The organism is Komagataeibacter xylinus, assembly GCF_009834365.1.
GTDB classification, from domain to species: Bacteria; Pseudomonadota; Alphaproteobacteria; order Acetobacterales; family Acetobacteraceae; genus Komagataeibacter; species Komagataeibacter xylinus_D.
In genome coordinates this window covers 96,065-120,303 of sequence record NZ_CP041348.1, presented here as the reverse complement: position 1 = coordinate 120,303, position 24,239 = coordinate 96,065, and the positions used below count along the sequence as shown (strand labels likewise).

The following is a 24,239-nucleotide window of genomic DNA, read 5'->3' as shown; positions in this document are numbered from 1 at the left end:
ATCGGCACTCAGAATGCCGCCTTTTTGGAAAAAAGGCGGCACCTCAGAACTTTTCATGCATCCATGAACTGTTTTTGAAAAGCTTTGTAAAACATCAGGCGCGGAACTTTTGTTCCTCGTAACAATATTACGTCCTGTCATATTCCGGTCACCATAAGGTGTCCATCCGGTGCTTGCCATAAAGCAGCCGGTATGTCTTGAGTAAAGTCCTGAACAAGCAAAAACAGCAATGCCGCGACTGCAATGCAAGTTACGGCACGGGAATAAAAATAATGTTTGTCGGACTGGATCTTGGTACATCATCACTCAAGGCCGTGCTGGTCGATGACCGGCAGCAGGTTGTTGCCAGCCACGCCCACCCCCTGCGCGTGGCCTCCCCCCGACCGGGCTGGAGCGAGCAGGCCCCGCAGGACTGGTGGGAGGCGCTGCTGCTCGCCATGGATGCGCTGGCGGCGGCAAACCCGCGCGAGATGGCGCAGGTCGTGGGCATTGGCCTGTCGGGGCAGCAGCACGGTGCCGTGCTGCTTGGCGCCGATGGGGGCGTGCTGCGGCCGTGTATTTTGTGGAATGACCTGCGCAGCGTTGCGCAATGCGCCGAATTCGAGCGCCGCTTTCCCGACAGCCGGCAGGTCTGCGGCAATATCGCCATGCCCGGCTTTACCGCGCCCAAGCTGATCTGGGTGGCGGAACATGAGCCGGAGGTGTTTGCCGCCACCCGTCATGTGCTGCTGCCCAAGGCCTGGCTGCGCTACCGCATGACTGGCGAGATGATTGATGACATGTCGGATGCCGCAGGCTCGCTCTGGCTCGATGTAGGCAGGCGGTGCTGGTCGGATGCGGCGCTGGCCGCCACCGGGCTTGATCGTGGCGTCATGCCTGAAGTGGTCGAGGGCACGGCGCAGGCAGGCCTGCTCCATGCCGATCTGGCCCGGCGCTGGGGCATGAAGGGTCGCCCGGTGCTGGCGGGCGGCGCGGGTGACAATGCCGCCGGTGCCGTGGGGCTGGGGGCGGTGCAGGCGGGGTCGTCCTTCCTGTCGCTGGGCACGTCGGGCGTGCTGTGGGTCACGACCGACCGTTTCCGCCCGCATCCACAGGGTGGCATCCATGCCTTCTGCCATGCGGTGCCCGCTGCGTGGCACCAGATGGGGGTAACACTTTCGGCTGCGTCGTCGCTGGCATGGTGGGCGCGTGTGACCGGCATGACGGAAAGCGCCCTGCTGGCCGAACTGCCGCCCGAGATCACGCAACCTTCGCCCGTCATGTTCCTGCCCTACCTTTCGGGCGAGCGCACGCCGCATAATGACGGGCAGATCCGCGGTGGATTTGCCGGGCTGTCAGATGCCACCACGCGTGCGGAGATGACGCAGGCCGTGCTTGAAGGCGTCGCCTTCTCGTTGCGCGATGTGGTCGATGCGCTGGCCGATGCCGGATCTGTCCTGAACGGCGCGGATGTGATTGGCGGTGGCTCGCACAGCCGCCTGTGGGTCTCGATCATTGCCAATGTTACCGGGCTTGCGCTGCACCGCCTGGCGCATGGGGCGCAGGGCGGCGCCTTTGGCGCGGCGCGTCTGGCACGAATTGCTGTAACGGGGGAGGCGGTGAGCACGGTGTGCCAGCCACCCCGGCGAGAAGAGACGCTTGTGCCCGCTGCAGGCATGGCCGAAGCCTACGCAGCCCCGCTGGCGCGCTATCGCGCGCTCTATCCCGCCCTGCGTGGAGCGATGGCCACATGCCCCGCCTGAAGGCACGGACAGGGTGTGGAAAAAGACGGTTATGGCCGTATGGCGATCATGTTACGCATGTCGGGCAAGAATAAGGAAATGGATATAGTTTGATGAAAACACGCCTGTTCTCCCGCCTTCATTATGCCTGCGGGGCTGCGCTGCTCGCCCTGCTCGCGCCGCCTGGCGCCCATGCCAAAGATAGCGTGGACCATGGCGCGGCACCAAGTGGCAATGTAACCGTGGTAGCCCGGTTTGCCGACATGCAGCCCTCCGGCATCGCGGCCCTGCCCGATGGGCGTCTGGTCATTGCATTCCCCCGCAGTGCTGCCGACCACAAGGGGCCGCGTCTTGGCCAACTGGTCAAGGGCAAGGCCATTCCTTTCCCCGATGAGGCGACGCAGGCGCGTTTCATTTCCCCCCTTGGCATGACGGTGGATACATCGGGCCACCTGTGGATCGTGGATGAAGGCACCGTGGCGGGGCAGGCAGCACCCGCCACTCCGGCGCTGATCGGGCTGGATCCCAAGACCGGCCAGATCATCGCCACCATTGCGCTTGGCCCGGACACCGGCGCCACGCGCACCGACAGCCACGTCAATGACGTGCGTGTGGACCTGACGCATGGCGAGAAGGGCACCGCCTTTATCAGCGATACCTCGCAGATGGACCACCCGGCCATCATCGTGGTTGATATCGCGACCGGTCACGCCCGCCGCGTGCTTGAAAACGCGCCTTCCGTCCGTGCCGAGCAGGGCTTCGCCATGGAACTCGACGGCAAAATGCTGCGTTATGATATGGCGCATCCGGCCATGGGGCAGGGCGGGATTGACGGCGTGGCGCTGAGCGCGGATTCCAGCACGCTGTACTGGCAGCCCCTGTCCAGCCGCAGGCTGTACAGCGCACCGACCGCATTGCTGTCCGATCCCGCCACCAGGCCCGCGCAGCTCGAACAGGCCGTGCGTGATGAAGGGGAAGACGCCGTGGTGGACGGCATGGCGACAGGGCCGGACAATTCCCTCTATCTGACCGATATCGAACGCCACGCCATACTGCGCCGCCTGCCTGATGGGCAGCTGTCGGTCGTGGCCCATGACCCGCGCCTGATCGCGCCCGATGGCCTGACCATCAAGGATAACGCGCTGTGGCTGACCGTGGGCCAGTGGGGGCGGCTGCCCGTGTTCCATGATGGGCACGACATGGAAGAGCGCCCCTGGCTGGTGGTGAAGATACCGATGAAATAAACCCCGGGGGCGCACCGCCCCGTTCCGCCCTGACCCGGCGTAGCTGAAAGAACGCATAATAATGGCGCATCACAGTCAAACGGTTTCCAGCTCCGGCATTGTCAACCTGATTGCAGGCGTGGCCGCGACCGGTGGCCTTCTGTTCGGTTATGACACCGGCATCATTTCCGCCGCCCTGCTGCAGATCACCCCGGATTTTGTCCTGGGCACGCTGGGGCAGCAGGTGGTGACCTCGGCCATTGTGGCCGGGGCGCTGGCGGGGTGCCTGATGGCGGCCCCGCTGTCGGACCGGCTGGGCCGGCGCTACATGATCATGTTCGCAGCCCTTGTCTTCATCGTGGGCACGCTGGTGGCATCGTTTGCGCCGGGGGTGGAGGTGCTGGTCACGGCGCGTTTCATCCTGGGGCTGGCCGTGGGCATGTGCTCGCAGATCGTACCGGTCTATATTGCGGAAATTGCTCCGCGTGAAAAACGCGGCCAGATGGTGGTACTGTTCCAGCTGGCTGTCGTGACCGGCATTCTTGTCTCGTTTATTGTAGGCTACCTGTTCCGCGCGCAGTCGTGGCGGCTCATGTTCGGGCTGGGGGTCATTCCGGCAGTGATTTTGCTGGGCGGCATGTCGTTCCTGCCGCGCAGCCCGCGCTGGCTGGCCATGAAGGGCAAGCTGGAAAGCGCGTTTGACGTGCTGCAGCGCCTGCGGCGTGACCCGGTGGCAGCGCGCGCGGAACTCGATGCCATCGTGGCCATGCATGATGAGCAGGCCCCGTGGTCGGCCCTGCTGCAGCCATGGGTGCGGCCTGCGGTGGTGGCATCGGTAGGGGTGGCGCTGTTCTGCCAGATTACCGGCATCAACGCGGTGCTGTATTACGCGCCGACCATTTTTGCAGGCGTGGGGTTTGGCGAGAGTTCGGCGCTGCTGACCTCGATCGCCATTGGCGTCGCCATGGTCATTTCCACCGCGTTCGGCAGTTGGGCGGTTGATGCGTGGGGGCGGCGCAGACTGCTGCTGCGGCTGGTGCCGGGTGCTGCGGTATCGCTCATGGTGCTTGGTGCCATGTTTGCCCAGGGGGCCACGCATGGCATCAATACATGGATCACGGCGGCAGCGGTGGTCTGTTACGCCATATTCAACGTGGGCAGCCTGTCGGTGGCGATCTGGCTGGTTGGCGCGGAAGTCTATCCGCTCTCATGCCGCAGCAAGGGCATGAGCCTTGTGGCCGCGACCCACTGGACAGCCGACCTGCTGATCTCGCTTACCACGCTCTCTTTGGTGCAGGCGCTCGGGGCGGCGGGCACGTTCTGGATGTATGCCGGGCTGAACGTGCTGGCCTTTGTGTTCATATGGCGTTACGTGCCCGAAACCCGCGGGCGCTCGCTTGAGGAAATCGAGACCGCCCTCAAGGCAGGCGCCTTTGACCGGTTGCGCTGAACCTGAAGCAAAGAAGTTTCTGGGTGTTGCCTTTTTAAAAAAAGGCTTCACCCGGAATTTTTATGATTTCAGGGTATTGCCGGACCTGCCTTTTGAAAAAAAATCGGCTTCCCGAAATGTTTGTTTTTAGAGGTGCACATGCCCGCGCGCGAGATCAAACGGGCGCGTCGGCACGGGAGATGAATGGGCGCGGGCAGCAGGGGGCAGGATATGCGTCAGTATCCGCTCCCCAATGGCGTTCTGCCATAACCACAGGCTGTTGACCTGCCCGCGGAAGCTGGCTTCCCCCCCCATGGCCCCCGATGGCCTGAAGCCCGAGGCCAGGCCAATGCCAAACAGGCCCGGAATTTCGTGCCCTGCCTGATCGAGAACGCCACAGTTTGGCCCGGTTAGGGCACCCTGGGGCTGGTCTGTGGCAAGGGCAATGGGCTGGCCGCTGGTGTCGCGCACGCCCACGCGGCGCGGGCTATAGCCAAGACAGGCGATGATGGCATCGGACTGATCGAGAATATGCTGTATTTGCGCTGTATTGTCCGGTGTCATTTGCCGCGCGTGCAGGCGAGGCTCGGGTGGGGCGCTGGCAATGCCCAGCAGGCGCATTGCCAGGGTGCGCGAATCATAACGCAGGCCGCCAAAGCGATGCACGAACTGGCTGACCGGGCAGATGTCACTGGTGGTGAAATCGGCATATCCGTCCGCTTTTGCCTCATCCGCCGTGCGGTAGAACAGTTTGAGCCGGGACTGGTGCAGAAGCGTCAGGTGCCCCGGCGCGATCCGCTCGCCCATCTCGCGCAAAATGACATTGGCCGATGACAGGGCACTGCTGGCGCCGCCGATAATGGTGATCCTTGGTTTGTCGCGCCCGGCCAGCATGGCGCGCAGCATGTGCATGCCTTCGGGGGCCAGCAGGGCATCGGATTGCACGATACGCCCTGCGTAGCGCGGCAGCAGCGGGCGGCCTGCCACGTTCTCGGTATAAAGGCGCGCCTCGGGCTGGCAGGCGCCAAGGGCCAGCACCACCTTGCCCGCAACCACCTCCTGGCTGTGTGCCCCGCGGGTTGCAGCAAGATTGGCCAGCCAGCTGCCATCTTTCTGCCGGGTCAGCGTTTCGACCCGCCAGCCGGTAAGCAGGCGCGAAGCGGGATGGGCTGCGATGATCTCGGTGAGCACGTGACCCACGACATCAAGAAAATCCGCTACGATGCGCAGCGGCAGGGGTTGCTTGCCCTGGCTGCGGATCATTTCCACCAGTGGGTGATGGGTCAGGCGGGCAAGTTCCGGCACGGGGTTGGCTGTAATCGCATCGACAAAGGTTTCGGCGGCGCTGTCGGAATTGATGACATAGCGCCCCAGCATGCCAGAGCCGATCGTACTACCCTGTTCAACCAGGGTCACGCCTGCATCAAGGAGGTGGGGCAACTGGCCGATGCGCGAGGCGGCGAGCAGGATGGCGATGCCCGCAGGGCCGCCGCCTGCAATGAGGATGGGCGTTGTCGCGTGGGTAGGCATGGGGCATGGGTCCGTTTTCCGTGGTGGGGAGGCACGACGGGGGCTCAGGCTATCTGGGCATGGCAGGCGGCCCTGAATTCGCGGCACACGTAATGCACCATTTCAGGGGTCATTTCATGCCATAGCGGGAGCGACACGATGGATGAGGCCAGGGCTCTGGTCGCACTCAGGTCTCCCGCCACGCTATTGGCGGCGAAATAGCTCTGTTCATGCAGATGGGGCGAAAAATAGGTTGAGGTGCCAATGCGCTTTTGCTTCATGCGCTCCAGTATCGCCCGGCGGTGCGGCGCGTAATGCGCGGGCAGGCGCACGGGCAGGAACTGATAGGCCGTGCGCGTGCCGCGCTGGCGCTGGAACGTGAATTCGGGCAGCAGGTCGTAATACAGTCGTTCTATGCTGCATTTTTTCTCGACCACGGCATCAAGCTGTTCCAGCCCCGACAGGGCCAGGAGCGCACCGATTTCAGGCAGTTTGGAATTGAGGCCAGGCATGGTGGCATGGCGGACCTGGCCAAAACCGAAATTGCCCATGGCCCGCAGGGCATCAATCATCTCGGGGTTGTTGGCGTAAATGAAACCGCCTTCGCCAATTCCCATTGTTTTTGTTGCGTGAAGCGAACAGATAATGGCATGCGGCGAGCCCTGGCCAAAGCCATTGCCTTGCCCGTCGCGCGCGCCAAGTGAGGCAGCGGCGTCAATCACGACGGGAATGCCGGTGCGCTTTTCGAGTTCGGTATAGTATGCCATGTCGGCTGCATTGCCGAAGGTGGCGTAAGGAAATATTGCCGCAACCTGATCTTTATACTGGTGCAGGAGGGCGCGTTCCGCATCATGAGATGCCATCCAGTCATATGGGTCAATATCGCATAAAAGTGGTACGAATCCTGCCCACAGCACGGCGTGGGCTGCCGCAGCAAATGTAAAGGATGGCATGATGATATAGCGCTGCCGCTCAGGGCTGGTGTGGCGCGTGACGTATTTGAGCGCCATCATGAGGCCGATGGTGGCGTTGCACACTGTCACGCACTGGCCCACCCCACCGAACATCTGCTCGACGAGGCGTTTTTCGAACTTCTGGTTGATCGGGCCATAATTGGTGTAGATGCCCGAGTTTTCCATTGCGATGACGCTCTCGGATAACTGGCTGATCTTCGGAATGTTCGAACGGATAAACGATATTTCCGGGAGCGACATTTCTGTCATTTTTCACATTCCGATTCACTGGATTCGGTTAGTAGTACAAGTATTGTTCCAAGTGCAGCGCCCTGATGGCATCTGCCCGCAGGGCACCGGCAAAATCACATAACATGTACATTTTTAACGCGCCCATAGGCATATCGTTTACCACACGTTTAAGTGATCGCATGTATGGTCTAAGTATACGATAAATGAAAAAGAAAATAAAAATTCATGCATCGAAAAAAAACGTCCCGTGTTTTTTCTTATAGGACATATTCAAAAAAAATGTGAAAACTGAAATATCCTTCGGTCAATTTAAGTCATAATGCCAATGAAACAGGGAACGTGACTGACATGAATGCTGCACGAACATGCGCTATTGTACTGAAAACCTATGCGTGGGACAGTTTCGTGCAGCGCCAGTTGCAGCGCCTGCAGGCCACTTTTCCTGATACGGACATTTTCATCTCCATTGATGAGACAGGCGGATTTGCAGGAAATATTTCCCACCCCAACGTATTGCGCACCTGCAATGCCGATATGGTGAACGCAGGGTTTGCCAACCGTTTTGAAAAAGGCAGCCTGCTGTGGTGGAACGCCGACTACACCCATTATCAGGTGCAGGCCTGCATCCCCGATTATGCGTATTATCTGTTTGTTGAATATGACGCCTGCATTGGCGGCAACGGCAATCGGCTGCTCGCTGACATGATTGCCGATGGGGCCGATTTCGTGGCGCACCCCATCGTGGCTGACCTGTCATGGTACTGGACGGCGTTTCATACCGGGGTCTATCCCGATGGGCAGCTACGCGCTTCGCTTAACTGCATTTCCTTTTTTTCCAGCAGGGCGCTTGAGCATCTCGCAGCGCGGCGGCGCGCCATGTCGGCGCCTGGGGCGGGGATCAAATTCTGGCCGCTGGGTGAGGCATTCGTGGCATCGGAAATAGAAAAGGCCGGGTTCAGCTTCGTGCCGCTTGGCCGGTATGGCGATGTCTCGCGCTATACATGGTTCCCGCCCATTCTCGAGGCCGATCTGGTGCTGCCTGAGGGCGGGCATACATTCGTGCACCCGGTTCTGGACCAGAAGCGCTATATTGCCAGCCTGCTGCGACAGACGCATTTCGTGCGGCATTACTTCATGCCCGGTAGCCATCTGCGGCGCGAACTCAGGCGCTTTCCCGGTGCGGTATCGCGCCGCCAGCTTTATCGCGCGGCTCTTGCTCGCGCGGTCCAGAGGCTGCACCTGGCCCGTGGTGGCCTGTAGATAATAAGAATGCCGCCTTTTAAAAAGGCGGCACCCGTAAACTTGTTAGCCCTGTCCGTGCTTCATGATTTCGCCCACAACCCGGTCCACTTCCGGTGCCCACGGGCCGGGGGCGCAGCCAAAGACCTGCTTGAGGTGCGTGCAGTCCAGCCTGGCATCGGGCGGCCTGCGGGCCGGTGTTGGCCAGTCCGCCGTGGTGATCGGCTCGATCTCGGGCAGCGGGTTGCCCCGGCGGGCGGCAGCGGCAATGGCGGTGCGGGCCAGTTCGTACCAGCTTGTCGCCCCTTCGCCCACGGCGTGGAAAATACCGGCGTATTCAGCTTTCCAGCCGGTTTCCTCAATGCGGGCGATGATCCTGAAAATGACATCGGCCAACTGGTCAGCACTGGTGGGGTTGCCGATCTGGTCGCTGACCACGCGCAAAACCGGGCGCTGGGCTGCGGCATTGACCATGGTGCGTACGAAATTGCGGTTATAGGGCGAATAGACCCAGGCCGTGCGCAGGATGATGCTGTCAGGATGGGCCGCGAGCACGGCCTGCTCGCCTTCCGCCTTGGTGCGGCCATAGACCGAGCGCGGGTCGACCGGGTCGGTCTCGACATAGGGGCTGCCCTTGTCGCCGCTGAAAACGTAGTCGGTCGAGATGTGGATGAAGGGAATGCCGCGTTCATGGCACAGGGCGGCCAGATGGGCTGGGCCGGTATTGTTGGCGCGTTCGGCTTCCGCCTCATGGGTCTCGGCGGCGTCAACGGCAGTCCAGGCGGCGGCGTTAACGACAATGGAGGGCTCTGCCGCGCGGAAGGCGGCATCAATCGTGTCAGGCCGTTCAAAGTCAAAACCAGGGCGGCCCGCCCGTTTTACATCGCCTTGGGCTGCAAGAGCGCTGGCAAGCTGGCCGCTGCCACCGGTGACCAGGATCGATTTCTGCATCGTGAGCGTTTTCTTTTTACGGGAGGAAAGGGCAGGTGAGGGACGTCAGATTTGAAACCAGTCATTGACGTTGGAGAACGCTTCCGCCGCCGCATCCTTGGCCGAGAGGATGGCAGCACCGGGAGCCACCGGCCATTCAATGTTGAGCAGCGGATCATCCCACCGCACGGAGCGTTCGCATTCACGGTTCCACAGGTCGGTGCATTTGTACTGCACTTCGGCATTCTCGCTCAGCGTGCAGAACCCGTGCAGGAAGCCGGGCGGAATCCATAGCTGTGAACCATTTTCTTCCGACAGGGTCACGCCCACCCACTGGCCAAAGGTGGGCGAGCCGGTGCGGATATCCACCCCCACATCCCAGATGCTGCCACGCGTGCAGCGCACCAGCTTGCCCTGCGCGTGCGGCGGCAACTGGCAGTGCAGCCCGCGCACCACGCCACGCTGGCGCGACAGGCTGTGATTGTCCTGCACGAAAGCATCGGTAATGCCGGCTTCCTTCATGCGGGCCGCATTGAAGGTTTCGGAAAAATAACCGCGCTCATCGCCAAAGCGCGGCGGGGTGATCAGCATCATGCCCGCGATGTTGAAGGTCTTTATATCCATGAAAGAGCTCCTGAAATTCCGGTTATGGCAGTTGCAATAAATGGTTAGTGCGTGCCACCCGCAAGAAAGGGCCTGATGGCCGTCATCTGCGGGCGGTCGGTACCATGGTCGGGCTCAAGGGTAAACATATAGTTGCCCCACAGCGGACCTGCCGCCCAGTAGGTCCATCCGGCCCATACATCGGCATTGTCGCGCAGGTAAGACAGGACGGGATCGAGCAGCTTCACGCATTCGGGCTGGCGGCTGACCCCGAACTCACCCAGAAAGCCGTGGGCATGGTTGGCGTGCAGCCAGTCGGTAAACGAGCGCAGGCGGTCAACCGCCTTGTCAGGGGCAATGCAGTCCGGTTTCGTGCCCGAGGCATCGGCATCGAAATACTCATGCACTTCATAAAGCAGCTTGTTATCGGGGTCGTGGAGCTGGCTCAGGGGTGGGCCGTTCAGTTTGGCAAAGCTGTGTGCGCCATCCCAGCCGATGCCGGGCACCAGAATCAGGTTGTGGCCGCCTGCCTTGCGTATGGCGTCAATCGCAGCCTGTACGGCGCTTTTCCAGGCATCGGCGTCATGCTGTTGCGGCTCGTTCATCAGGCCGAACAGGACATGCGTGTTATTGCCAAAAGCCTGCGCAAGCCGCATCCACAGATCGGCGAAGGCGGCGTCAGGCACGCCGGGCGCACCCACTTCCTGCCCCCGGTAGCGCCCGTAATTGTGGATGTCGATGACCGTCGATGCGTTGTGGGCCTGCGCGTAGGCAATGAACTGGCTTACGCGCTGGAGTTCCTTTTCATCAAGCGGGCCGCTCAGCGTGGGTTGCAGCCGTTCCCATAGCACGGATAGGCGGAAGGTGTTCATGCCTGCCTGCGTGAAGTAATCAACCTCCGCCGGTTTGGGGTAGAGATAGTCATACCCGTAGCGCCCCGGCAGTTTGCTGGAGGAATAGGCCGCCCCCGCAAGGTTCACACCCCGATAGGTCTGGGCCGTTGCAGGGGAGGCCATTGCAAGCCCGGCTCCTGCGATGCAGCCCATCATCCATGCGGGCCAGCGGAAGGAGGAGGGGAAAGCTGTCATGTCACATGCTCCGCTGAAGGGGATAAGCGGTTGAAGCGAAAGGATTTCAGGCGCTCAGGCACCTGACGCACGGCGTCTGCCACGGGGGCGACACTGTTGGTCGTGCCATACAGGAACCACAGCAGCGCTGCCGTCTTGATGGTGAAAACCGAGGCCCCGATGCACAGCGAGGTCGAGAAATAGAGCGAGATCATCGCCTTCATCGACACGGCGGCTTCGGTGCGGGCGGGGTGCATGGTGAACAGCGCCAGCAGGAACAGGGTTAGCGGCAGGCCAAGGTTGTTGATGATGTAGGCATAGCCCGTATCCGCCGTATAGACCTGCGAGGGGGCCAGCGCGAACCATTGCGGCAGGTTCCAGTAATCCAGCAGCCGGCCCGAAAACAGCAGGCGGCCCGAGAAGTTGTCGCCGATGATGGAGGGCAGGATGCCCGGCATCTCGTGGTTGGCGCCCTGGATCATCAGGCCGAGCATCACCGCCACCGGCATGGCGAACACCACGAAGCGCGAGCGGTACAGCGGGGTCAGCCGCAGCAGCACCATCGCCACCGTGCAGCCCGAGGCAAAGCGGGAATCCGCCAGCACGAAGCACAGGGCTGAAAGGAAGAACAGGCACGCATGGCGCAGCCGCGAGCCAAGATGGGTGCTCAGGCACCACGCAAACCCGATGGCCGAAAAATTGCCCAGTGAATCCGGCTCGAGGAAGATGGAGGACACACGGTGCGAGCCGAATATGGACTGGAAGAACGTGCGCGATGCCGCAGCCCCGCGATTTCCGCTGATGAAAAGGTTGGTGTTGCTGTAATTGACCGTGGTGCTGGCGATGACGCCCTTGTTCACGTAATAGGTCCAGACATCGAACACCATGCCGAACAGGTTGGTGAACATCAGTTCGAAGAAACCGATGAACAGGATGATCGCCATCATCACCCAGATCGTCCGCTCGCCCGCGCGCAGGGTGGAGCGCGTGCCAAGCTGGTAGAAGACATAGGCAATGGCCAGATCGTGCAGGATCTTCATGTCCAGCCCGGGATTGATGAGCTTCGCCCCCACCTCGAAACACACCATGACCCCGGTTATGCGCACCACGGCGGGTGAGATGGTGTTGCGGACTTCAAGGAAGGCGAGAAAAATGATGAACAGCTCGCACAGCACGATTTCAGAATTATGAACGGTGACGACATGCCGGGTGTTGATGAAGCACAGCACCAGATTGAACACGGCCCCTGCCACCACCAGCCACGATATGCCATCGGCCCGCGATAAGGCGGGCGCGTGGGTAGTGATGCGGGGAGCCGCCCGGAAGGAGGGCGCACTGGCAGGCAGGAAGGAGAAGGTATCAGATCCTTGAGGCATGGGTATCCGCGTCCTGCGTGGGGGGGAGGGGCGGGCGGGTGCCACATCCAGAATGGCGCGGCCCAGCCTGCGCCCGATATTGTGCAGCGGCAGTTCAAGCACGCGGTAGGTCAGCCCTGCCAGCACCGTGGTCAGCACGGCAGTCACCACGCCCAGCGTAAACTGTGTCAGCGACGGATGGGCCAGCAGTGTGGCCGTGCCCATGCGGTGGCCCGCGATCGTGAACACGATCAGCATGATCGGCAGATGCATGAGGTAGATGCCATAGGACAGTTCGCCTACCATGATGACCGGCCTGCTGAGCAGGATGCGGTACTGCCGCCCCGAGGCATACAGGTCGCGGATCACGACAAAGGCGGCCAGGGTCTCGATCATGTCGGCAATACGCTCGGGCAGGTGCAGGCCTGCCAGCGCGTAACGGTCATACAGCAGCACGATGAGTGCGATCAGTGCGTACCATCCGTGATATTTGCCCAGCGTGCCCGGCAGCAGCGGAATCAGCGCGCCCAGGCCAAACGACAGGGCAAACACCGTGCCCACCTCATGCGGCACCGGCAGCGCGGCGATGGCCGCAAGGGTGATCAGCGTTACTACCCGCGCCGTGCGCCCGCGCATCAGCACGAACAGGAGGGGAAACACGACTGAGTACATGAGTTCGACCCGCAGCGACCACATCGGGCCGTTATAGCGGGTGAAAACGCCTGCGAGCGACGCAATGGTGTTGCGGATCGAGACCGGCGTGTGCAGGTTGCGTGACAGCCAGCCCACGAACACCCCGTCAGGCACCAGCCCGCGCGCCACCACCATGCTCAGCACGGCAAGCGCTATGGAAAACCACAGCAGCGGATAGATGCGGAAAATGCGCTTGATGTAAAAGCTGCCCACGATGCGTGGCGTCATGTGCGCGTATTTGCGCAGCGACAGCGAGAGCACGCACCCGCTGAGCACGAAAAACAGCACCACTGCCGCCTCTGCATTGAAGGCGTAGGTGATGAGGTCATGCACGCCCCCCTGCACGGGCGTGCGCTGCGGGTTGTGGTAACGGAAAACCTGTATGGCATGGCCAAACAGCACCACAAGGCACGCAACGCCGCGCAGGGAGGTGAGTTGGTGCAGGTAATGTCGTTCCGTTCCCGAAGTTTCTGTCACAGACGACATTGTCGGCTCTCCCGGTGCATGCGCGGTGTGGTGTGATCAAGGCAATACAGTGATTCTGCTATGGCGGGCACAGCGTATCAGACTATAAATGTAGAAAACACAATAAATATCCCTACACAATTCTTTGTCCCGACGCCTTTTTCAGAGCACGATCATGTCATGATCCTGCCGCAATATGCAGGTCGATTTGGCGCCTGCGTGAAAAGGGCTGCGGGTGCTCTCGCATATGTTCACGCAACCACAATGAACCGGCGGGCACGCCTGTCGTTGCGCGTGCAGGAGCAGGAAGAATGGTTACAAGGCAGGAGCATACCTTTCCATGACACGGTCGCTGTTCATTTCTGTTCATGATTTTCGTAGTCTGCGCAAGGCAAGTATTCATTTCATCGCAGCGGAAATGGCGCGTCGCGGGCCAACGGCCTTCCTCTCAATCGGGTTGAGCGACCTGTCGCTGCGGCGCGGCGATACGCGCGCCAACCTCGCCACCCGCGCCAACAAGGTGGAAACGGTCGATGGCGTGGAATGCTATCTGTGGCGCATGAAGTGGCATCCCTTCAACATGCGCAAAAAGGCGCTTGCCCCTCTTGAGCGCGGTCTGTTCTGGCTTTACCGGCAGATGTTGCCTGCCATTGCACGCCGGTGGATACGTCGTGCCGATACGGTTTTTATTGAATCGGGCATGGCGCCCATATTTATCCGCGATGTCAGGAAACTTAATCCCGCCGCGCGCATTATCTACCTGATGTCCGATGACCTGGAGGTCGTGGGCTGTGCGGATACCATCAAGAATGATTTCGTGCGTAATTTTGATATGATCGACACCGTGCGCATGCCCTCGCGCTACCTGCTTGAGCGGCTGCCCCATGCGCGTTCGGCGGTGTTCGCGCCGCATGGCATCGATCGCAGCATTGCCAGCAAAACCTATCCCGATCCCTATACGCCCGGTCGTATAAGCTGTGTTTCGATCGGCTCGATGCTGTTCGACAGGACATTTTTCCAGATTGCGGCAAGGCTGCGGCCCGATATCGACTTTCACATCATCGGCGCGGGGCGCGCAACCGAAGGGCTGGATGCGCCCAACATCATCATTCACCCTGAAATGGCGTTCGAGCGCACGCTGGCCTATCTGCAGCACGCGAATTTTGGCATAGCACCCTACCGCGATGCCAACACGCCGCGCTACCTGCTCGATACATCGCTCAAGCTGCGGCAGTTCGCGCTGTTCGGCATTCCCGCCGTATGTCCCGATTTCGCGCTTAATGACACGCCCGGCCGGTATGGTTACCGACCGGGCGATGCGCATTCGATCGGCCAGGCCATTGCCGATGCCCTGCGCTCATCGGATGTGATCGAACTCGAGGCCCATGGCTGGCCCGAGATCGTGCAGCGCATCCTAACACCCGAAGCATATCCCGACACACATGTCTGAGCGCAGGCTGATCCCTGCAAAAATACAGGAAAGAGCGAGAACATGAGTGAGGCAGGTGATCCCGGTCCCCGTATTTCCGTTGTCATGGCCACCTATAATGGCGCGACCCATATCCGCGAACAGCTCGACAGCCTGGCAGCGCAGACCTGCCTGCCTGCCGAACTGATCGTGACCGATGATGGCTCAACCGATGCAACGCTCGACATCGTGGCCGATTTTGCCCGCAGCGCGCCTTTTCCCGTGCAGGTGCACCGCAATGCCACGCGGCTGGGCTACAAGGGCAATTTCATGCATGCGGTCACCCTGAGCACGGGCGATCTGATCTCGTTCTGCGATCAGGATGATTACTGGAAGCCCGAAAATCTTGCCCGTGTGCGCGAAGTCTTTGTCAAAGACCCTGATGTGATGATGGTCTATCACAACGCCCGGCTCGTTGATGAAAACCGCAGGTCCATTTCCACCTTCTATGCCACGCCGCCCATGTCGCCCGTGGCCCGGCCGCTGACCCTGCAGCCGTGGAGCTTTTCCTATGGGTACATGCAGACCTTCCGCGCCGCCCTCAAGCCCGCCGGCGCCCTGTGGCCGCGCATGCGCGACCATTACAACCCCGGCAAGGAAATGGGGCATGACCTGTTCTATTTTCTTGTGGCGTCAGGCGTTGGCTCGATCGCCTATATTGACGAGGAACTGACCGAATACCGCCTGCACGGGGGCAATACGGTGGGCTCGGGCAAGCGCACGCGGCCCACTTTTCTGGACCGCTGGCGCTATCGGCTGGAAGACCGGGCCGATACCTATCGCTACCTTGCGCGCATGACGGTGCAGGACAGCAACCTGTTTGCCGATCTGGCCCTGACCCCTTCGTGGCCTGAAACCCTGCGCACGCGCGCCCGCACCGCGGCCAGGGCGTGGGGCGCGCTCGAGCCGCTTTATGCCGCGCGCGCCGAGGTGTGTTCCGCCAGCCTGCCGCGCCGCATCGCCGCTTTTGTGCGGCTGGTGCGCGCGGGGGGCTATAGCGAGCGTTCGTTCTGGACCTTCGGCCCCCGTGCCATGCTCAAGGATGTGGTACTCGGCGTGCTGCTTGCCCCGCTCGTGCGCCGTTTTGGCCATGAATCCTCACGCACGGACCGCGCCTGCCATCGCGGCCAGGCCTGTCCTGCCCCCGGCGAGGCCGTGGCGGCATGAACGATATGGCCGAGGCTGCTGCGGGGTCGGTCATGGCGGATGCAACCGCGCCTGCGGTTGCGATCTACCGTACCCAGATCCTGCCCCTGTCCGAGACATTCGTGCGTGATCAGGCGCGTGGCCTGCGGCGCTGGCGGCCCGTGCTTCTTGGCGAGCGCACCATAGGCCAGCTGCCGCTTGATGGCATGGACGTACGCGCGCTGCATGACGGGCCGCCTACGTTTATGCAGCGCCTGACCGGCATGGCATCGCGCATGCTCGAGCGCCCGGTGCCGGGCATGCTCACCCTGGCGCGTAGCTTCGCGCCCCGGCTGGTGCATGCCCATTTCGGTTTTGACGGTGTGGAGGCCTGGCCTGTGGCGCATGCGCTGGGCGTGCCGCTTCTGGTCACGCTGCATGGCTCTGACATTACAACGCGCATGGACTGGTTTGCCTCGGGTGGCGGCGGGCAGCGCTGGCGGGCCTATCCGCGCAGGCTCAGGCATCTGGCCGGTATTGAGCAGGTCAATTACGTCGCGGTGTCGCATAGCATCCGCGAGGCGGCGATCCGCGCGGGGCTGCCCGAACAGCGTATTCATGTCTGTCCCATCGGTATTGATCTGACGCGCTTTCACCCCGCCGGGCCGCCCATGGCCGAGCGTGCGCCGGTCATCCTGTTCGCTGGCCGGCTGGTGGAGAAAAAGGGGTGCCGCTACCTGATCGAGGCCTTTCGCAGCGTGCGCGCGCAGGTACCCGATGCCCGCCTGCTGATTGCAGGCGACGGGCCGGAGCGCAATATGCTGGCAGGTCTCGCCGCTGATATCGGGGGCATTATGTTCAATGGCCGCTATTCCGCGGCACAGATGCAGCCGCTGCTGGCGCAGGCGCGTGTGTTCTGCCTGCCCAGCGTCACTGCAGCCAATGGCGATGCCGAGGGCATGGGCCTTGTCCTGCTCGAGGCCCAGGCCTGTGGCGTGCCGGTGGTTACATCCGCCCGTGGTGGCGCCACCGAGGGCATCGAGCATGGCAAGACCGGCTTCGCGTTTGCCGAGGGCGATGTGGCGGCACTGAGCGCCTACCTGATCCGGCTGCTGCGTGATGATGCGCTGGCCACGCGCATGTCAGAAGCTGGTCCCGCTTTTGTGGCGAAGCACCATGACCTGTCCTACTGGGCAGGCATGCTTGAGAAGATTTACGATAGCATGACAGGACGCACCTCATGACCGCTCCCATGTCCGTCACCCTGATCATCACGGCGTATAACGCGCAGGATTTCATCATGCGGGCCGTTAATTCGGCGCTTGAGCAGACACACAGGCCGCTTGAAATCGTGGTGGTGGATGACTGCTCAACCGATAACACGCCCGACCTGCTGCGCCGGGTGGCGCGCGCGCATGACATCATCCGTGTCGTGTCCACCGTTGCCAATGGCGGCCCGTCGGTTGCGCGCAATACCGGCCTGGCCGTGGCAAGGGGGGACTGGGTCGCCTTTCTTGATGGCGATGACGCCTTTGCACCCAACCGGCTTGAAGTGCTCATGGCGCGCGCCGCACAGGATGACTGCGACGCCGTGGCCGATGATCTGGGCTATTACGACGCCATGGCAGGCCAGGTGACAGGCCGCGCAATGGGGGCAGGGGAGGTGCCGCTGCAGACCATAAGCCTGCGTGATTACGTGTACCATAACCGTTCAGGCGGCAATGGTTTTGACTGGGGCCTGCTCAAGCCGATGTTCCGGCGGTCATTCCTGATCGCCCATGCCCTGCAGTATGATCCGCTGGTACGGCATGGGGAGGACTTCCTGCTCGTGGTCTCGTTCCTGCTGGCGGGGGGGCGGCTGTGCCTGATTGATCAGCCCACCTATCTCTACACCCAGCGTCAGGGCAGCGTGAGTGGCAGGGCCTCTGGCATGTCGCGCACCGTCATTGCCTATCGCGACATGCGTGACATGGCGCTGGCCCTGGCGCGTGACCCGCGCATCAGCAATGACCCCGTGCTTGTTGACCTGCTGCACCAGCGCGCCGAGGGACTGCAGCGGCTTGATGATTCTCACTTCGTATCAGTCGCCCTGCGTGCGGGGGCGGTGGGGGCGATCATGCGGCGCGCCATGAACCGCCCTGCCTTCCTGCCTGCCATGATCCGCCAGATTGGTGCCGCCCTGCGGCGTCGTCTCTGCCATTCGTGAAATAATAAAGAAGTTTCTGGTAAAGCTTTTTCAGCAAAGCCTCAATTGATGCGGCGCTTCTGAAGCAGGGTGGCGTTCGGAAACTTTTATTTTTTTTCAACAGTATTGAACGCGGTTTTCCGGGCCATGCAGATGCCTGCATGGCCCGGATCGTGTTTCAGGCGGTGTGTACCATGTCCGGTCGGCCGAGCGAGATGTAATCGAAGCCCGCTTCCTTCAGGCTCTCGGGGTCCCAGATGTTGCGCAGGTCAGCAACCTTGCGGCCTGTCATGCGGGTCTTGAGCTTCTCGGGGGAGAGGGAGCGGAATTCATTCCACTCGGTCAGCACCACGAGAATATCCGCTCCCGTGGCGGCATCGAGCGCGTCCTTGCAGTAGGTTACGCCCGCGGGCAGCACGGGGCGCGCGGTTTCCATGCCGGCAGGGTCGAATGCACGGATCTGCGCACCCGCCTTGTCGAGCTGGTCAAGCACCACAATCGAGGCTGCTTCGCGCATATCATCGGTCTCGGGCTTGAAGGTCAGGCCGAGCACGCCAATCGTCAGGCCCTTCACATCACCGCCGGCCAGCGCGATCACGCGCTCGCCCATGGCTTTCATGCGCAGTTCGTTGACGGCAACCGTCGTCTCGATCAGCCGCACGGGCGAGCCCGCATTGCGCCCGATGGCGGTCAGCGCGCGCGTATCCTTGGGGAAGCACGAGCCACCAAAGCCGGGGCTGGGATGGAGGAACTTCTTGCCAATGCGCCCGTCAAGCCCGATGGAGCGGGCGACATCATTCACATCAGCGCCCACTTTTTCACACAGGTCGGAAATCTCGTTGATGAAGGTGATCTTCATGGCGAGGAAGGAGTTGGCGGCGTATTTGATCAGTTCCGCCGTTTCCAGGCCGGTAAAGACAATGGGGCGTTCAAGCAGGTAGAGCGGGCGGTAGAGCTTGCGCAGGATATCCTGCGCGCGCTGCGTGCCACCCGGTTTTGACTGGTCGGTGCCGATAATGACGCGGTCGGGCTTCATGAAATCGACAATGGCGTTGCCTTCGCGCAGGAACTCGGGATTTGATGCAACATCAAAATCAAGGTCCGGCCGCGTTGCGTGCACGATCTTGGCAATCTCGCGCCCGGTACCCACCGGCACGGTCGATTTTGTTACGATCAGCGTATAACCCTCGGCCACGCGCGCAACCTGCTCGACCGCAGCATAGACGTAACTCGTATCGGCCTGCCCGTCGCCACGGCGCGAGGGCGTGCCCACGGCCACGAACACGGCATCAGCACCCTTTACGGCAGCGGCGATGTCATCGCCAAACGTCAGGCGCCCTGCCTCCACGTTTTCCGCCACCAGGCGGTCGAGACCGGGTTCGTAAATCGGGATCCGCCCTTCACGCAGGGCGGCCAGACGGTCGGGGTTGGTTTCAACAATGGCAACATCCGTGCCGAATTCCGCAAAACATGTACCGGAGACCAACCCCACGTAGCCTCCACCGATCATAGCAATTCGCACCTGGACCTCCCTGGTCTGTCTGTGAACCTGCTTTCATTCGCAGGCCCGCGTGTAGCGTTTTTCAAATCAGTCTGAAACAATGAAAAAGTAATAAGGCATGTCGGTTCCGTCATACCGAATATTTCATGCCAGTGACACACAAAGGCATGAACACGACAAAAATATGTTTGCCCACCACATTCTTGACAAAAAAATTCTGGCTTAGTGCGTTCACCACATGAATGTCCGCCCCGACTGCTTGTGCCACCCGCCACCGGGGGCTGCGCGCAGGCGTGACATGAAAACCGCAGGACGGAGACACGATCCATGACGTTTATGACAGCGACGGATGTAACCGTACCCCAGCCTGAAGCCGCCTTGCCGCCCATTACGCCCATTGTGCTCTCGGGTGGCACGGGCACGCGGCTGTGGCCCGTCTCGCGGGCCAGCCACCCCAAGCAGTTCTGGGCGCTGGCCTCGAATCAGACCATGATCGGTGAGACCCTGCAACGCGCCACGGGCGAGGCCTTTGCGCCGCCCATCGTGGTGTGCAATCAGGCGCATCGCTTTCTCGTGGCCGAACAGTTGCGCGAGAACGGGTGCGAGAACGGCCGCATCATCCTTGAGCCTGCCGTGCGCAACACCGCTGCCGCCATTGCCGCCGCCGCTCTCGTGGCAGCGCAGGACAACCCCGAAACCCTGCTGTGGATCATGGCCGCCGATGCCGCCTTCCGCTACCCCGAGCGCCTGCCCGCCGTGCTGGAAAAGGCGGCGAAAGTGGCGCGCGAAGGCTATATCGTCACATTCGGCATGAAGCCCGACGTGGCCGAGACAGGTTATGGCTACATCCGCACCGGCGCGCCGGTGCACCCCGATCAGCCCGATGAGGGCGTATACCGCGTCACACGGTTTATTGAAAAACCGGACCATCTGCGCGCGACCGAAATGCTGCGCGAGGGAGGGTATCTGTGGAATTCGGGCATGTTCATGGCCCCTGCTTCGGTCATGCTGGCCGAGTTGGCGCGGCATGAACCCGATGTGCTGGAAAACGTGCGCACTGCCCTGGCCCGCAGCCAGCATGACCTGACCTTCCGCAGGCTTGATGAAGAAGCCTTCCTGCGCTGCCCGAGCGTGAGCATCGATTACGCCGTGATGGAACGCACCGACCGCGCACTGGTCATTCCCGCCGATCTGGGCTGGTCGGATGTGGGGAACTGGAATGCACTGTGGGAACTTGGCGACAAGGATGCAGGCGGCAACGTGGTCGTGGGCGACGTGGTGCTTGAGCAGTCCCATAACTGCTACGTGCGCAGCGAGGGCATGCTGACGGCAGTGGCGGGACTGACCGATATCGTGCTGGTTGTCACGACGGATGCGGTGCTCGCCATCCATCGTGATTATGCGCAGGATGTCTCGGCCCTTGTGGCCCAGCTGAAAAAGGCCAGCCGGACGGAAGCCGAAATTCACAACCGCTGTTACCGGCCCTGGGGTTTTTACGAGGGGCTGATCCAGGGCGAGCGCTTTCAGGTCAAGCGCATCGTGGTCTATCCGGGGCAGAAACTCTCGCTGCAAAAGCACTTCCACCGCGCCGAGCACTGGGTTGTGGTCAGTGGCACTGCCCTGGTCACGCGTGATGATGAAAATCTTCTGATACAGGAAAACGAAAGTGTCTATCTGCCGTTAGGCTGTATGCACCGTCTGGAAAATCCTGGCCGCATTCCACTGACCCTGATCGAAGTGCAGTCCGGGCCATACCTTGGGGAAGACGACATCGTCCGCTTCGAGGATACCTACGGACGGCAGTGACAAGAAAGCATGGAGGCATTCAGGGGCATGTGCCCATGGATGCCCCATAAAAGCAGGACGGGGACAATATGCGGGAATTTCGTTTCGGTATAAGAACGGTTCCGTAGAATTGTTAAATTTTTAATAAATAAGATGTGACGGATAAATCATGTTTCCATATTGCGGCAATGACATATTTTGGCCCTAAAATACCCAGAATAATGCCGTTACGGGAACTGATGTCCCGAAAGTCATAAAAACAATAAAAAGGTGAAGAGTGTTTGGTGCCCGTATGCGTAATGCGGGGGAATGGCAAGGGAAGCTGTATCCGGTGGCAGGCTGCGGCCCGCGTTGACAGGAGATGTTTCAAAATGAGCGAGGCACTCAGGCATTTGGAAAATGGTGAATCCGACCTGTCGCTATCAACGGGGGTCGATGGCATCTCTTCGCGGTGGCGCCTGATGCACCGGGCAGGTGAAAGCAGTTTTTCCTACCGCCATCCCGTCGTGTCGCAGGTGGTCGTGCTGTCAGATGCGATGTGCGTGTGCCTTGCCGTCGTGGCCTGCATCGCCTGGCAGCGCATTTACGACACACCCGAACTGTCCGGCGCGCTCCTGCTGGCCAATGTCATGGCGGGCGGGGCGTTTTTCCTGTTTCCCAAGAATGTGCCATTGCTCGACATTCCCGATCTCACCCGGCTCTCTTTCCAGCTCCGCTATCTCACGCCGCCCGTTTTGTTTGGCCTGATCGTGTTCTGCGCCATTCTGGTCATGCTGTCCTGGCCGGTGGGTGTTGCGGTGCGGATGGGCGGCGAATGGCTGGTCTTTGTTGTCGTGGCGCTGGCGGCTGAACGGATTATCGGTACTTACGTGCTGCACACGGACGCGATGGTCCATCGCCTCACGCGCAAGGTGGCGATTATCGGTTCAGGCGCGGAGGCGACCCAGATGGCCGCGCGCATCAATACCCGCATGCAGCGCATGTTCCGCCTTGTTGGCATATTTGATGATCAGGGCAGCAATGTTGACGGTACGATTGATGAGCTCGTGCAGCGCGGGCGCGAAGATGGCATTGATGCCGTCATCATGAGCTTCCCCCCCGCCGAGGGCGGTCAGCAGCATGTGATGGATGTGCTGTGGCGGCTGCGCGGTGTGCTGGCCGATGTTTATGTCGTGCCAACCCTGATGACGGAGGACTGTCACTTCTGGCCGGTCGAGCGCTTCGGGCCGTTTTCGCTCACGGTTCTGCAGCGCCGGCCCTTGAGCGAGTGGGACATGCTGGAAAAGCGTGCGTTCGACCTGAGTGCCAGCGTGCTGATCCTGATTGCGATCGCTCCCGTCCTTGCCCTCGTGGCGCTGGCCATCAAGCTGGACTCCCGCGGGCCGGTGCTGTTCTGCCAGCCGCGCCAGGGCTTCAACAACTGCTATTTCAACGTGTTCAAGTTCCGCTCCATGTATACCGACATGGCCGATAGTGGTGCCGCGCGCCAGACCTCGCGCACCGACCCGCGCGTAACGCGCGTGGGGCGGGTGATCCGGCGGCTGAGCATTGATGAACTGCCACAGCTTTTTAACGTGCTGCGTGGCGAGATGTCGCTCGTAGGCCCCCGCCCGCATGCCCCCCAGACCCGTGCGGGCGGGCAACTGCTGCACGAGGCGATGGAAGAATACGTGGCCCGTCATCGCGTGCAGCCCGGCATTACCGGCTGGGCGCAGATCAACGGATCGCGCGGCGAACTTGTCACGCGCGAGGACCTGCGCCGCCGTGTGGTGCTGGACCTGGAATACATACGCGCCTGGTCGATCTGGCTGGATATGAAGATCATCTTCCTGACCATCAAGCGCGAGATTTTCTCACGGAATGCGTTCTGAATTCCTGAACTGCAATAATGATGAACGGTGTATTCAAAATGAACGCAAATACGGAAATAAAGCTGGATGATGCGATTGTCGATGTCATGGGGCTGCCCCTGCACGACATCACGCGCGCTGAAATTGTCACGCGCGTGATCGATGCCGTAAAGGGCGGGCGGAAAATGGCCATTGTCAACGCCAATGCCCATATGGCTGTCGAATCACAAAAACATCCGTGGCTGCGCGGGCTGTTCCGCCGGGCGGATATCGCGTTCTGCGATGGCGCGGGCGTGCAGCTCGCCGCCCGCGTGCTGACCGGGCGCTCGCTGCCACGCACCACGCCGCCGGAATGGATCGGCCCGGTGCTCGAGCGCCTGGGGCCGGAGGCTTCTGTGTTCTGGATCGGGGGAAAGCCGGGCGTGGTCGATGCCGCGGCGGAGGCTTTCTCGGCACGTTACGGCGTGCGGACCGCAGGCACGCAGCATGGTTTTTTTGACCTCACCCCCGGCTCGCGTGAGTCCACGCAACTGCTCGAGCGCCTGCTAGCGACAAAGCCCGACATCATCCTGCTGACCATGGGCATGCCCCGGCAGGAAATCTGGCTGCGTGACAATATCGACCACCTGCCTACCGGCGTGTTCGTTACGGCGGGCGCGCTGGTTGACCATGCGGCGGGCCGGGTGCGCAGGCCGCCACGATGGGTGGCCAATATGGGGCTGGAATGGCTGGTGCGCCTGATGCGCGAGCCACGCAGGCTGTGGCGGCGTTACGTGCTGGGGCTGCCGGTGTTCGGCTTCTATGTCCTTGTCTACCTGCAGCGCAGGCTCCGCCTGCGGGCAGCCTCCCCCCTCTCACGGAAACTCGCCGGGTAAGCAGCATGAAT

General features: G+C 61.4%; 18 protein-coding genes. 11 read left to right on the top strand and 7 right to left on the bottom strand.

Annotated elements, in window-relative coordinates; all coding sequences use genetic code 11:
* Nucleotides 1–272: 272 nt before the first annotated feature.
* The 3 genes from xylB to FMA36_RS00650 all read left to right on the top strand — a co-directional run bounded on the left by xylB (nt 273) and on the right by FMA36_RS00650 (nt 4,394).
* Entirely contained in the window at nt 273–1,742 is a 1,470-nt protein-coding gene (gene xylB, locus FMA36_RS00660; RefSeq protein ID WP_159260156.1) for a xylulokinase, read from the top strand.
* A 92-nt stretch (nt 1,743–1,834) separates the two neighbouring features.
* A complete protein-coding gene (locus tag FMA36_RS00655; RefSeq protein ID WP_159260154.1) occupies nt 1,835–2,965 on the top strand; it encodes an L-dopachrome tautomerase-related protein in 1,131 nt (376 codons plus the stop codon).
* Nucleotides 2,966–3,026: 61 nt separating this feature from the next.
* Complete coding sequence (locus tag FMA36_RS00650; RefSeq protein WP_159260152.1) at nt 3,027–4,394, top strand: sugar porter family MFS transporter; 1,368 nt, start codon at nt 3,027–3,029, stop codon at nt 4,392–4,394.
* 126 nt (nt 4,395–4,520) lie between these two features.
* Here the strand turns inward: FMA36_RS00650 and FMA36_RS00645 are convergent, their stop codons facing one another.
* Nucleotides 4,521–5,903, bottom strand: coding sequence for a Rossmann-fold NAD(P)-binding domain-containing protein (locus tag FMA36_RS00645; protein WP_206065148.1), 1,383 nt, complete (start codon nt 5,901–5,903; stop codon nt 4,521–4,523).
* Nucleotides 5,904–5,947: 44 nt separating this feature from the next.
* The gene (locus FMA36_RS00640; protein WP_240906437.1) at nt 5,948–7,105 is read right to left on the bottom strand and encodes a DegT/DnrJ/EryC1/StrS family aminotransferase; all 1,158 of its coding nucleotides are present in this window, start codon (nt 7,103–7,105) and stop codon (nt 5,948–5,950) included.
* A 330-nt stretch (nt 7,106–7,435) separates the two neighbouring features.
* Between FMA36_RS00640 and FMA36_RS00635 the strand changes: the two genes are divergently transcribed.
* Nucleotides 7,436–8,347: a hypothetical protein gene (locus FMA36_RS00635; RefSeq protein WP_240906436.1), complete on the top strand. Its 912-nt coding sequence runs from the start codon at nt 7,436–7,438 to the stop codon at nt 8,345–8,347.
* Nucleotides 8,348–8,392: 45 nt separating this feature from the next.
* Here the strand turns inward: FMA36_RS00635 and rfbD are convergent, their stop codons facing one another.
* The 4 genes from rfbD to FMA36_RS19385 are packed head-to-tail and all read right to left on the bottom strand — an operon-like array spanning nt 8,393 to nt 13,460.
* The gene (gene rfbD, locus FMA36_RS00630) at nt 8,393–9,277 is read right to left on the bottom strand and encodes a dTDP-4-dehydrorhamnose reductase (RefSeq protein ID WP_159260150.1); all 885 of its coding nucleotides are present in this window, start codon (nt 9,275–9,277) and stop codon (nt 8,393–8,395) included.
* A 45-nt stretch (nt 9,278–9,322) separates the two neighbouring features.
* The gene (rfbC, locus tag FMA36_RS00625) at nt 9,323–9,880 is read right to left on the bottom strand and encodes a dTDP-4-dehydrorhamnose 3,5-epimerase (RefSeq protein ID WP_159260148.1); all 558 of its coding nucleotides are present in this window, start codon (nt 9,878–9,880) and stop codon (nt 9,323–9,325) included.
* Between the two features lie 44 nt (nt 9,881–9,924).
* Nucleotides 9,925–10,947, bottom strand: coding sequence for a glycoside hydrolase family 5 protein (locus FMA36_RS00620; RefSeq protein ID WP_206065146.1), 1,023 nt, complete (start codon nt 10,945–10,947; stop codon nt 9,925–9,927).
* A complete protein-coding gene (locus tag FMA36_RS19385) occupies nt 10,944–13,460 on the bottom strand; it encodes an acyltransferase family protein (protein WP_240906435.1) in 2,517 nt (838 codons plus the stop codon). Before FMA36_RS19385 ends, FMA36_RS00620 begins: the two co-directional genes overlap by 4 nt.
* 319 nt (nt 13,461–13,779) lie before the next feature.
* Between FMA36_RS19385 and FMA36_RS00605 the strand changes: the two genes are divergently transcribed.
* Genes FMA36_RS00605 through FMA36_RS00590 form a run of 4 tightly spaced genes read left to right on the top strand, consistent with a single transcriptional unit; the run spans nt 13,780 to nt 18,238 of the window.
* A complete protein-coding gene (locus FMA36_RS00605; RefSeq protein ID WP_159260146.1) occupies nt 13,780–14,889 on the top strand; it encodes a GumK N-terminal domain-containing glycosyltransferase in 1,110 nt (369 codons plus the stop codon).
* Nucleotides 14,890–14,931: 42 nt separating this feature from the next.
* Nucleotides 14,932–16,074, top strand: a complete 1,143-nt coding sequence (locus FMA36_RS00600; protein WP_159260144.1) for a glycosyltransferase — start codon at nt 14,932–14,934, stop codon at nt 16,072–16,074.
* The gene (locus FMA36_RS00595) at nt 16,071–17,276 is read left to right on the top strand and encodes a glycosyltransferase (protein WP_159260142.1); all 1,206 of its coding nucleotides are present in this window, start codon (nt 16,071–16,073) and stop codon (nt 17,274–17,276) included. The genes FMA36_RS00600 and FMA36_RS00595 overlap by 4 nt, the downstream gene beginning before the upstream one ends.
* Nucleotides 17,273–18,238, top strand: a complete 966-nt coding sequence (locus FMA36_RS00590; RefSeq protein ID WP_159260141.1) for a glycosyltransferase family 2 protein — start codon at nt 17,273–17,275, stop codon at nt 18,236–18,238. The genes FMA36_RS00595 and FMA36_RS00590 overlap by 4 nt, the downstream gene beginning before the upstream one ends.
* 157 nt (nt 18,239–18,395) lie before the next feature.
* Here FMA36_RS00590 and FMA36_RS00585 read toward each other — a convergent pair whose 3' ends face one another.
* Nucleotides 18,396–19,727 (bottom strand): UDP-glucose dehydrogenase family protein, encoded by a 1,332-nt coding sequence (locus tag FMA36_RS00585; protein ID WP_159263459.1) that lies wholly within the window; start codon nt 19,725–19,727, stop codon nt 18,396–18,398.
* Nucleotides 19,728–20,045: 318 nt separating this feature from the next.
* Here FMA36_RS00585 and FMA36_RS00580 point away from each other — a divergent pair, with 318 nt between their 5' ends.
* The 3 genes from FMA36_RS00580 (at nt 20,046) to FMA36_RS00570 (ending at nt 24,228) form a co-directional block, all read left to right on the top strand.
* Nucleotides 20,046–21,524 carry a mannose-1-phosphate guanylyltransferase/mannose-6-phosphate isomerase gene (locus FMA36_RS00580; protein WP_159260139.1) on the top strand — a complete coding sequence of 493 codons (1,479 nt, stop codon included), beginning with the start codon at nt 20,046–20,048 and terminating at the stop codon, nt 21,522–21,524.
* A 350-nt stretch (nt 21,525–21,874) separates the two neighbouring features.
* Entirely contained in the window at nt 21,875–23,374 is a 1,500-nt protein-coding gene (locus tag FMA36_RS00575; RefSeq protein ID WP_240906434.1) for an exopolysaccharide biosynthesis polyprenyl glycosylphosphotransferase, read from the top strand.
* A 38-nt stretch (nt 23,375–23,412) separates the two neighbouring features.
* Entirely contained in the window at nt 23,413–24,228 is an 816-nt protein-coding gene (locus FMA36_RS00570; RefSeq protein ID WP_206065142.1) for a WecB/TagA/CpsF family glycosyltransferase, read from the top strand.
* Nucleotides 24,229–24,239 lie beyond the last annotated feature (11 nt).

What these genes read in the sequence shown, in the direction of transcription:
- rfbD (WP_159260150.1), bottom strand. Translation starts at nt 9,277, where the DNA reads ATGCAGAAATCGATCCTGGTCACCGGTGGCAGCGGCCAGCTTGCCAGC.
- FMA36_RS00605 (WP_159260146.1), top strand. Translation starts at nt 13,780, where the DNA reads ATGACACGGTCGCTGTTCATTTCTGTTCATGATTTTCGTAGTCTGCGC.
- FMA36_RS00600 (WP_159260144.1), top strand. Translation starts at nt 14,932, where the DNA reads ATGAGTGAGGCAGGTGATCCCGGTCCCCGTATTTCCGTTGTCATGGCC.
- FMA36_RS00620 (WP_206065146.1), bottom strand. Translation starts at nt 10,947, where the DNA reads ATGACAGCTTTCCCCTCCTCCTTCCGCTGGCCCGCATGGATGATGGGC.
- FMA36_RS00570 (WP_206065142.1), top strand. Translation starts at nt 23,413, where the DNA reads ATGAACGCAAATACGGAAATAAAGCTGGATGATGCGATTGTCGATGTC.
- FMA36_RS00580 (WP_159260139.1), top strand. Translation starts at nt 20,046, where the DNA reads ATGACGTTTATGACAGCGACGGATGTAACCGTACCCCAGCCTGAAGCC.
- FMA36_RS00595 (WP_159260142.1), top strand. Translation starts at nt 16,071, where the DNA reads ATGAACGATATGGCCGAGGCTGCTGCGGGGTCGGTCATGGCGGATGCA.
- FMA36_RS00640 (WP_240906437.1), bottom strand. Translation starts at nt 7,105, where the DNA reads ATGACAGAAATGTCGCTCCCGGAAATATCGTTTATCCGTTCGAACATT.
- xylB (WP_159260156.1), top strand. Translation starts at nt 273, where the DNA reads ATGTTTGTCGGACTGGATCTTGGTACATCATCACTCAAGGCCGTGCTG.
- FMA36_RS00645 (WP_206065148.1), bottom strand. Translation starts at nt 5,903, where the DNA reads ATGCCTACCCACGCGACAACGCCCATCCTCATTGCAGGCGGCGGCCCT.
- FMA36_RS00575 (WP_240906434.1), top strand. Translation starts at nt 21,875, where the DNA reads ATGAGCGAGGCACTCAGGCATTTGGAAAATGGTGAATCCGACCTGTCG.
- FMA36_RS00585 (WP_159263459.1), bottom strand. Translation starts at nt 19,727, where the DNA reads ATGATCGGTGGAGGCTACGTGGGGTTGGTCTCCGGTACATGTTTTGCG.
- FMA36_RS00590 (WP_159260141.1), top strand. Translation starts at nt 17,273, where the DNA reads ATGACCGCTCCCATGTCCGTCACCCTGATCATCACGGCGTATAACGCG.
- FMA36_RS00655 (WP_159260154.1), top strand. Translation starts at nt 1,835, where the DNA reads ATGAAAACACGCCTGTTCTCCCGCCTTCATTATGCCTGCGGGGCTGCG.
- rfbC (WP_159260148.1), bottom strand. Translation starts at nt 9,880, where the DNA reads ATGGATATAAAGACCTTCAACATCGCGGGCATGATGCTGATCACCCCG.
- FMA36_RS00635 (WP_240906436.1), top strand. Translation starts at nt 7,436, where the DNA reads ATGAATGCTGCACGAACATGCGCTATTGTACTGAAAACCTATGCGTGG.
- FMA36_RS19385 (WP_240906435.1), bottom strand. Translation starts at nt 13,460, where the DNA reads ATGTCGTCTGTGACAGAAACTTCGGGAACGGAACGACATTACCTGCAC.
- FMA36_RS00650 (WP_159260152.1), top strand. Translation starts at nt 3,027, where the DNA reads ATGGCGCATCACAGTCAAACGGTTTCCAGCTCCGGCATTGTCAACCTG.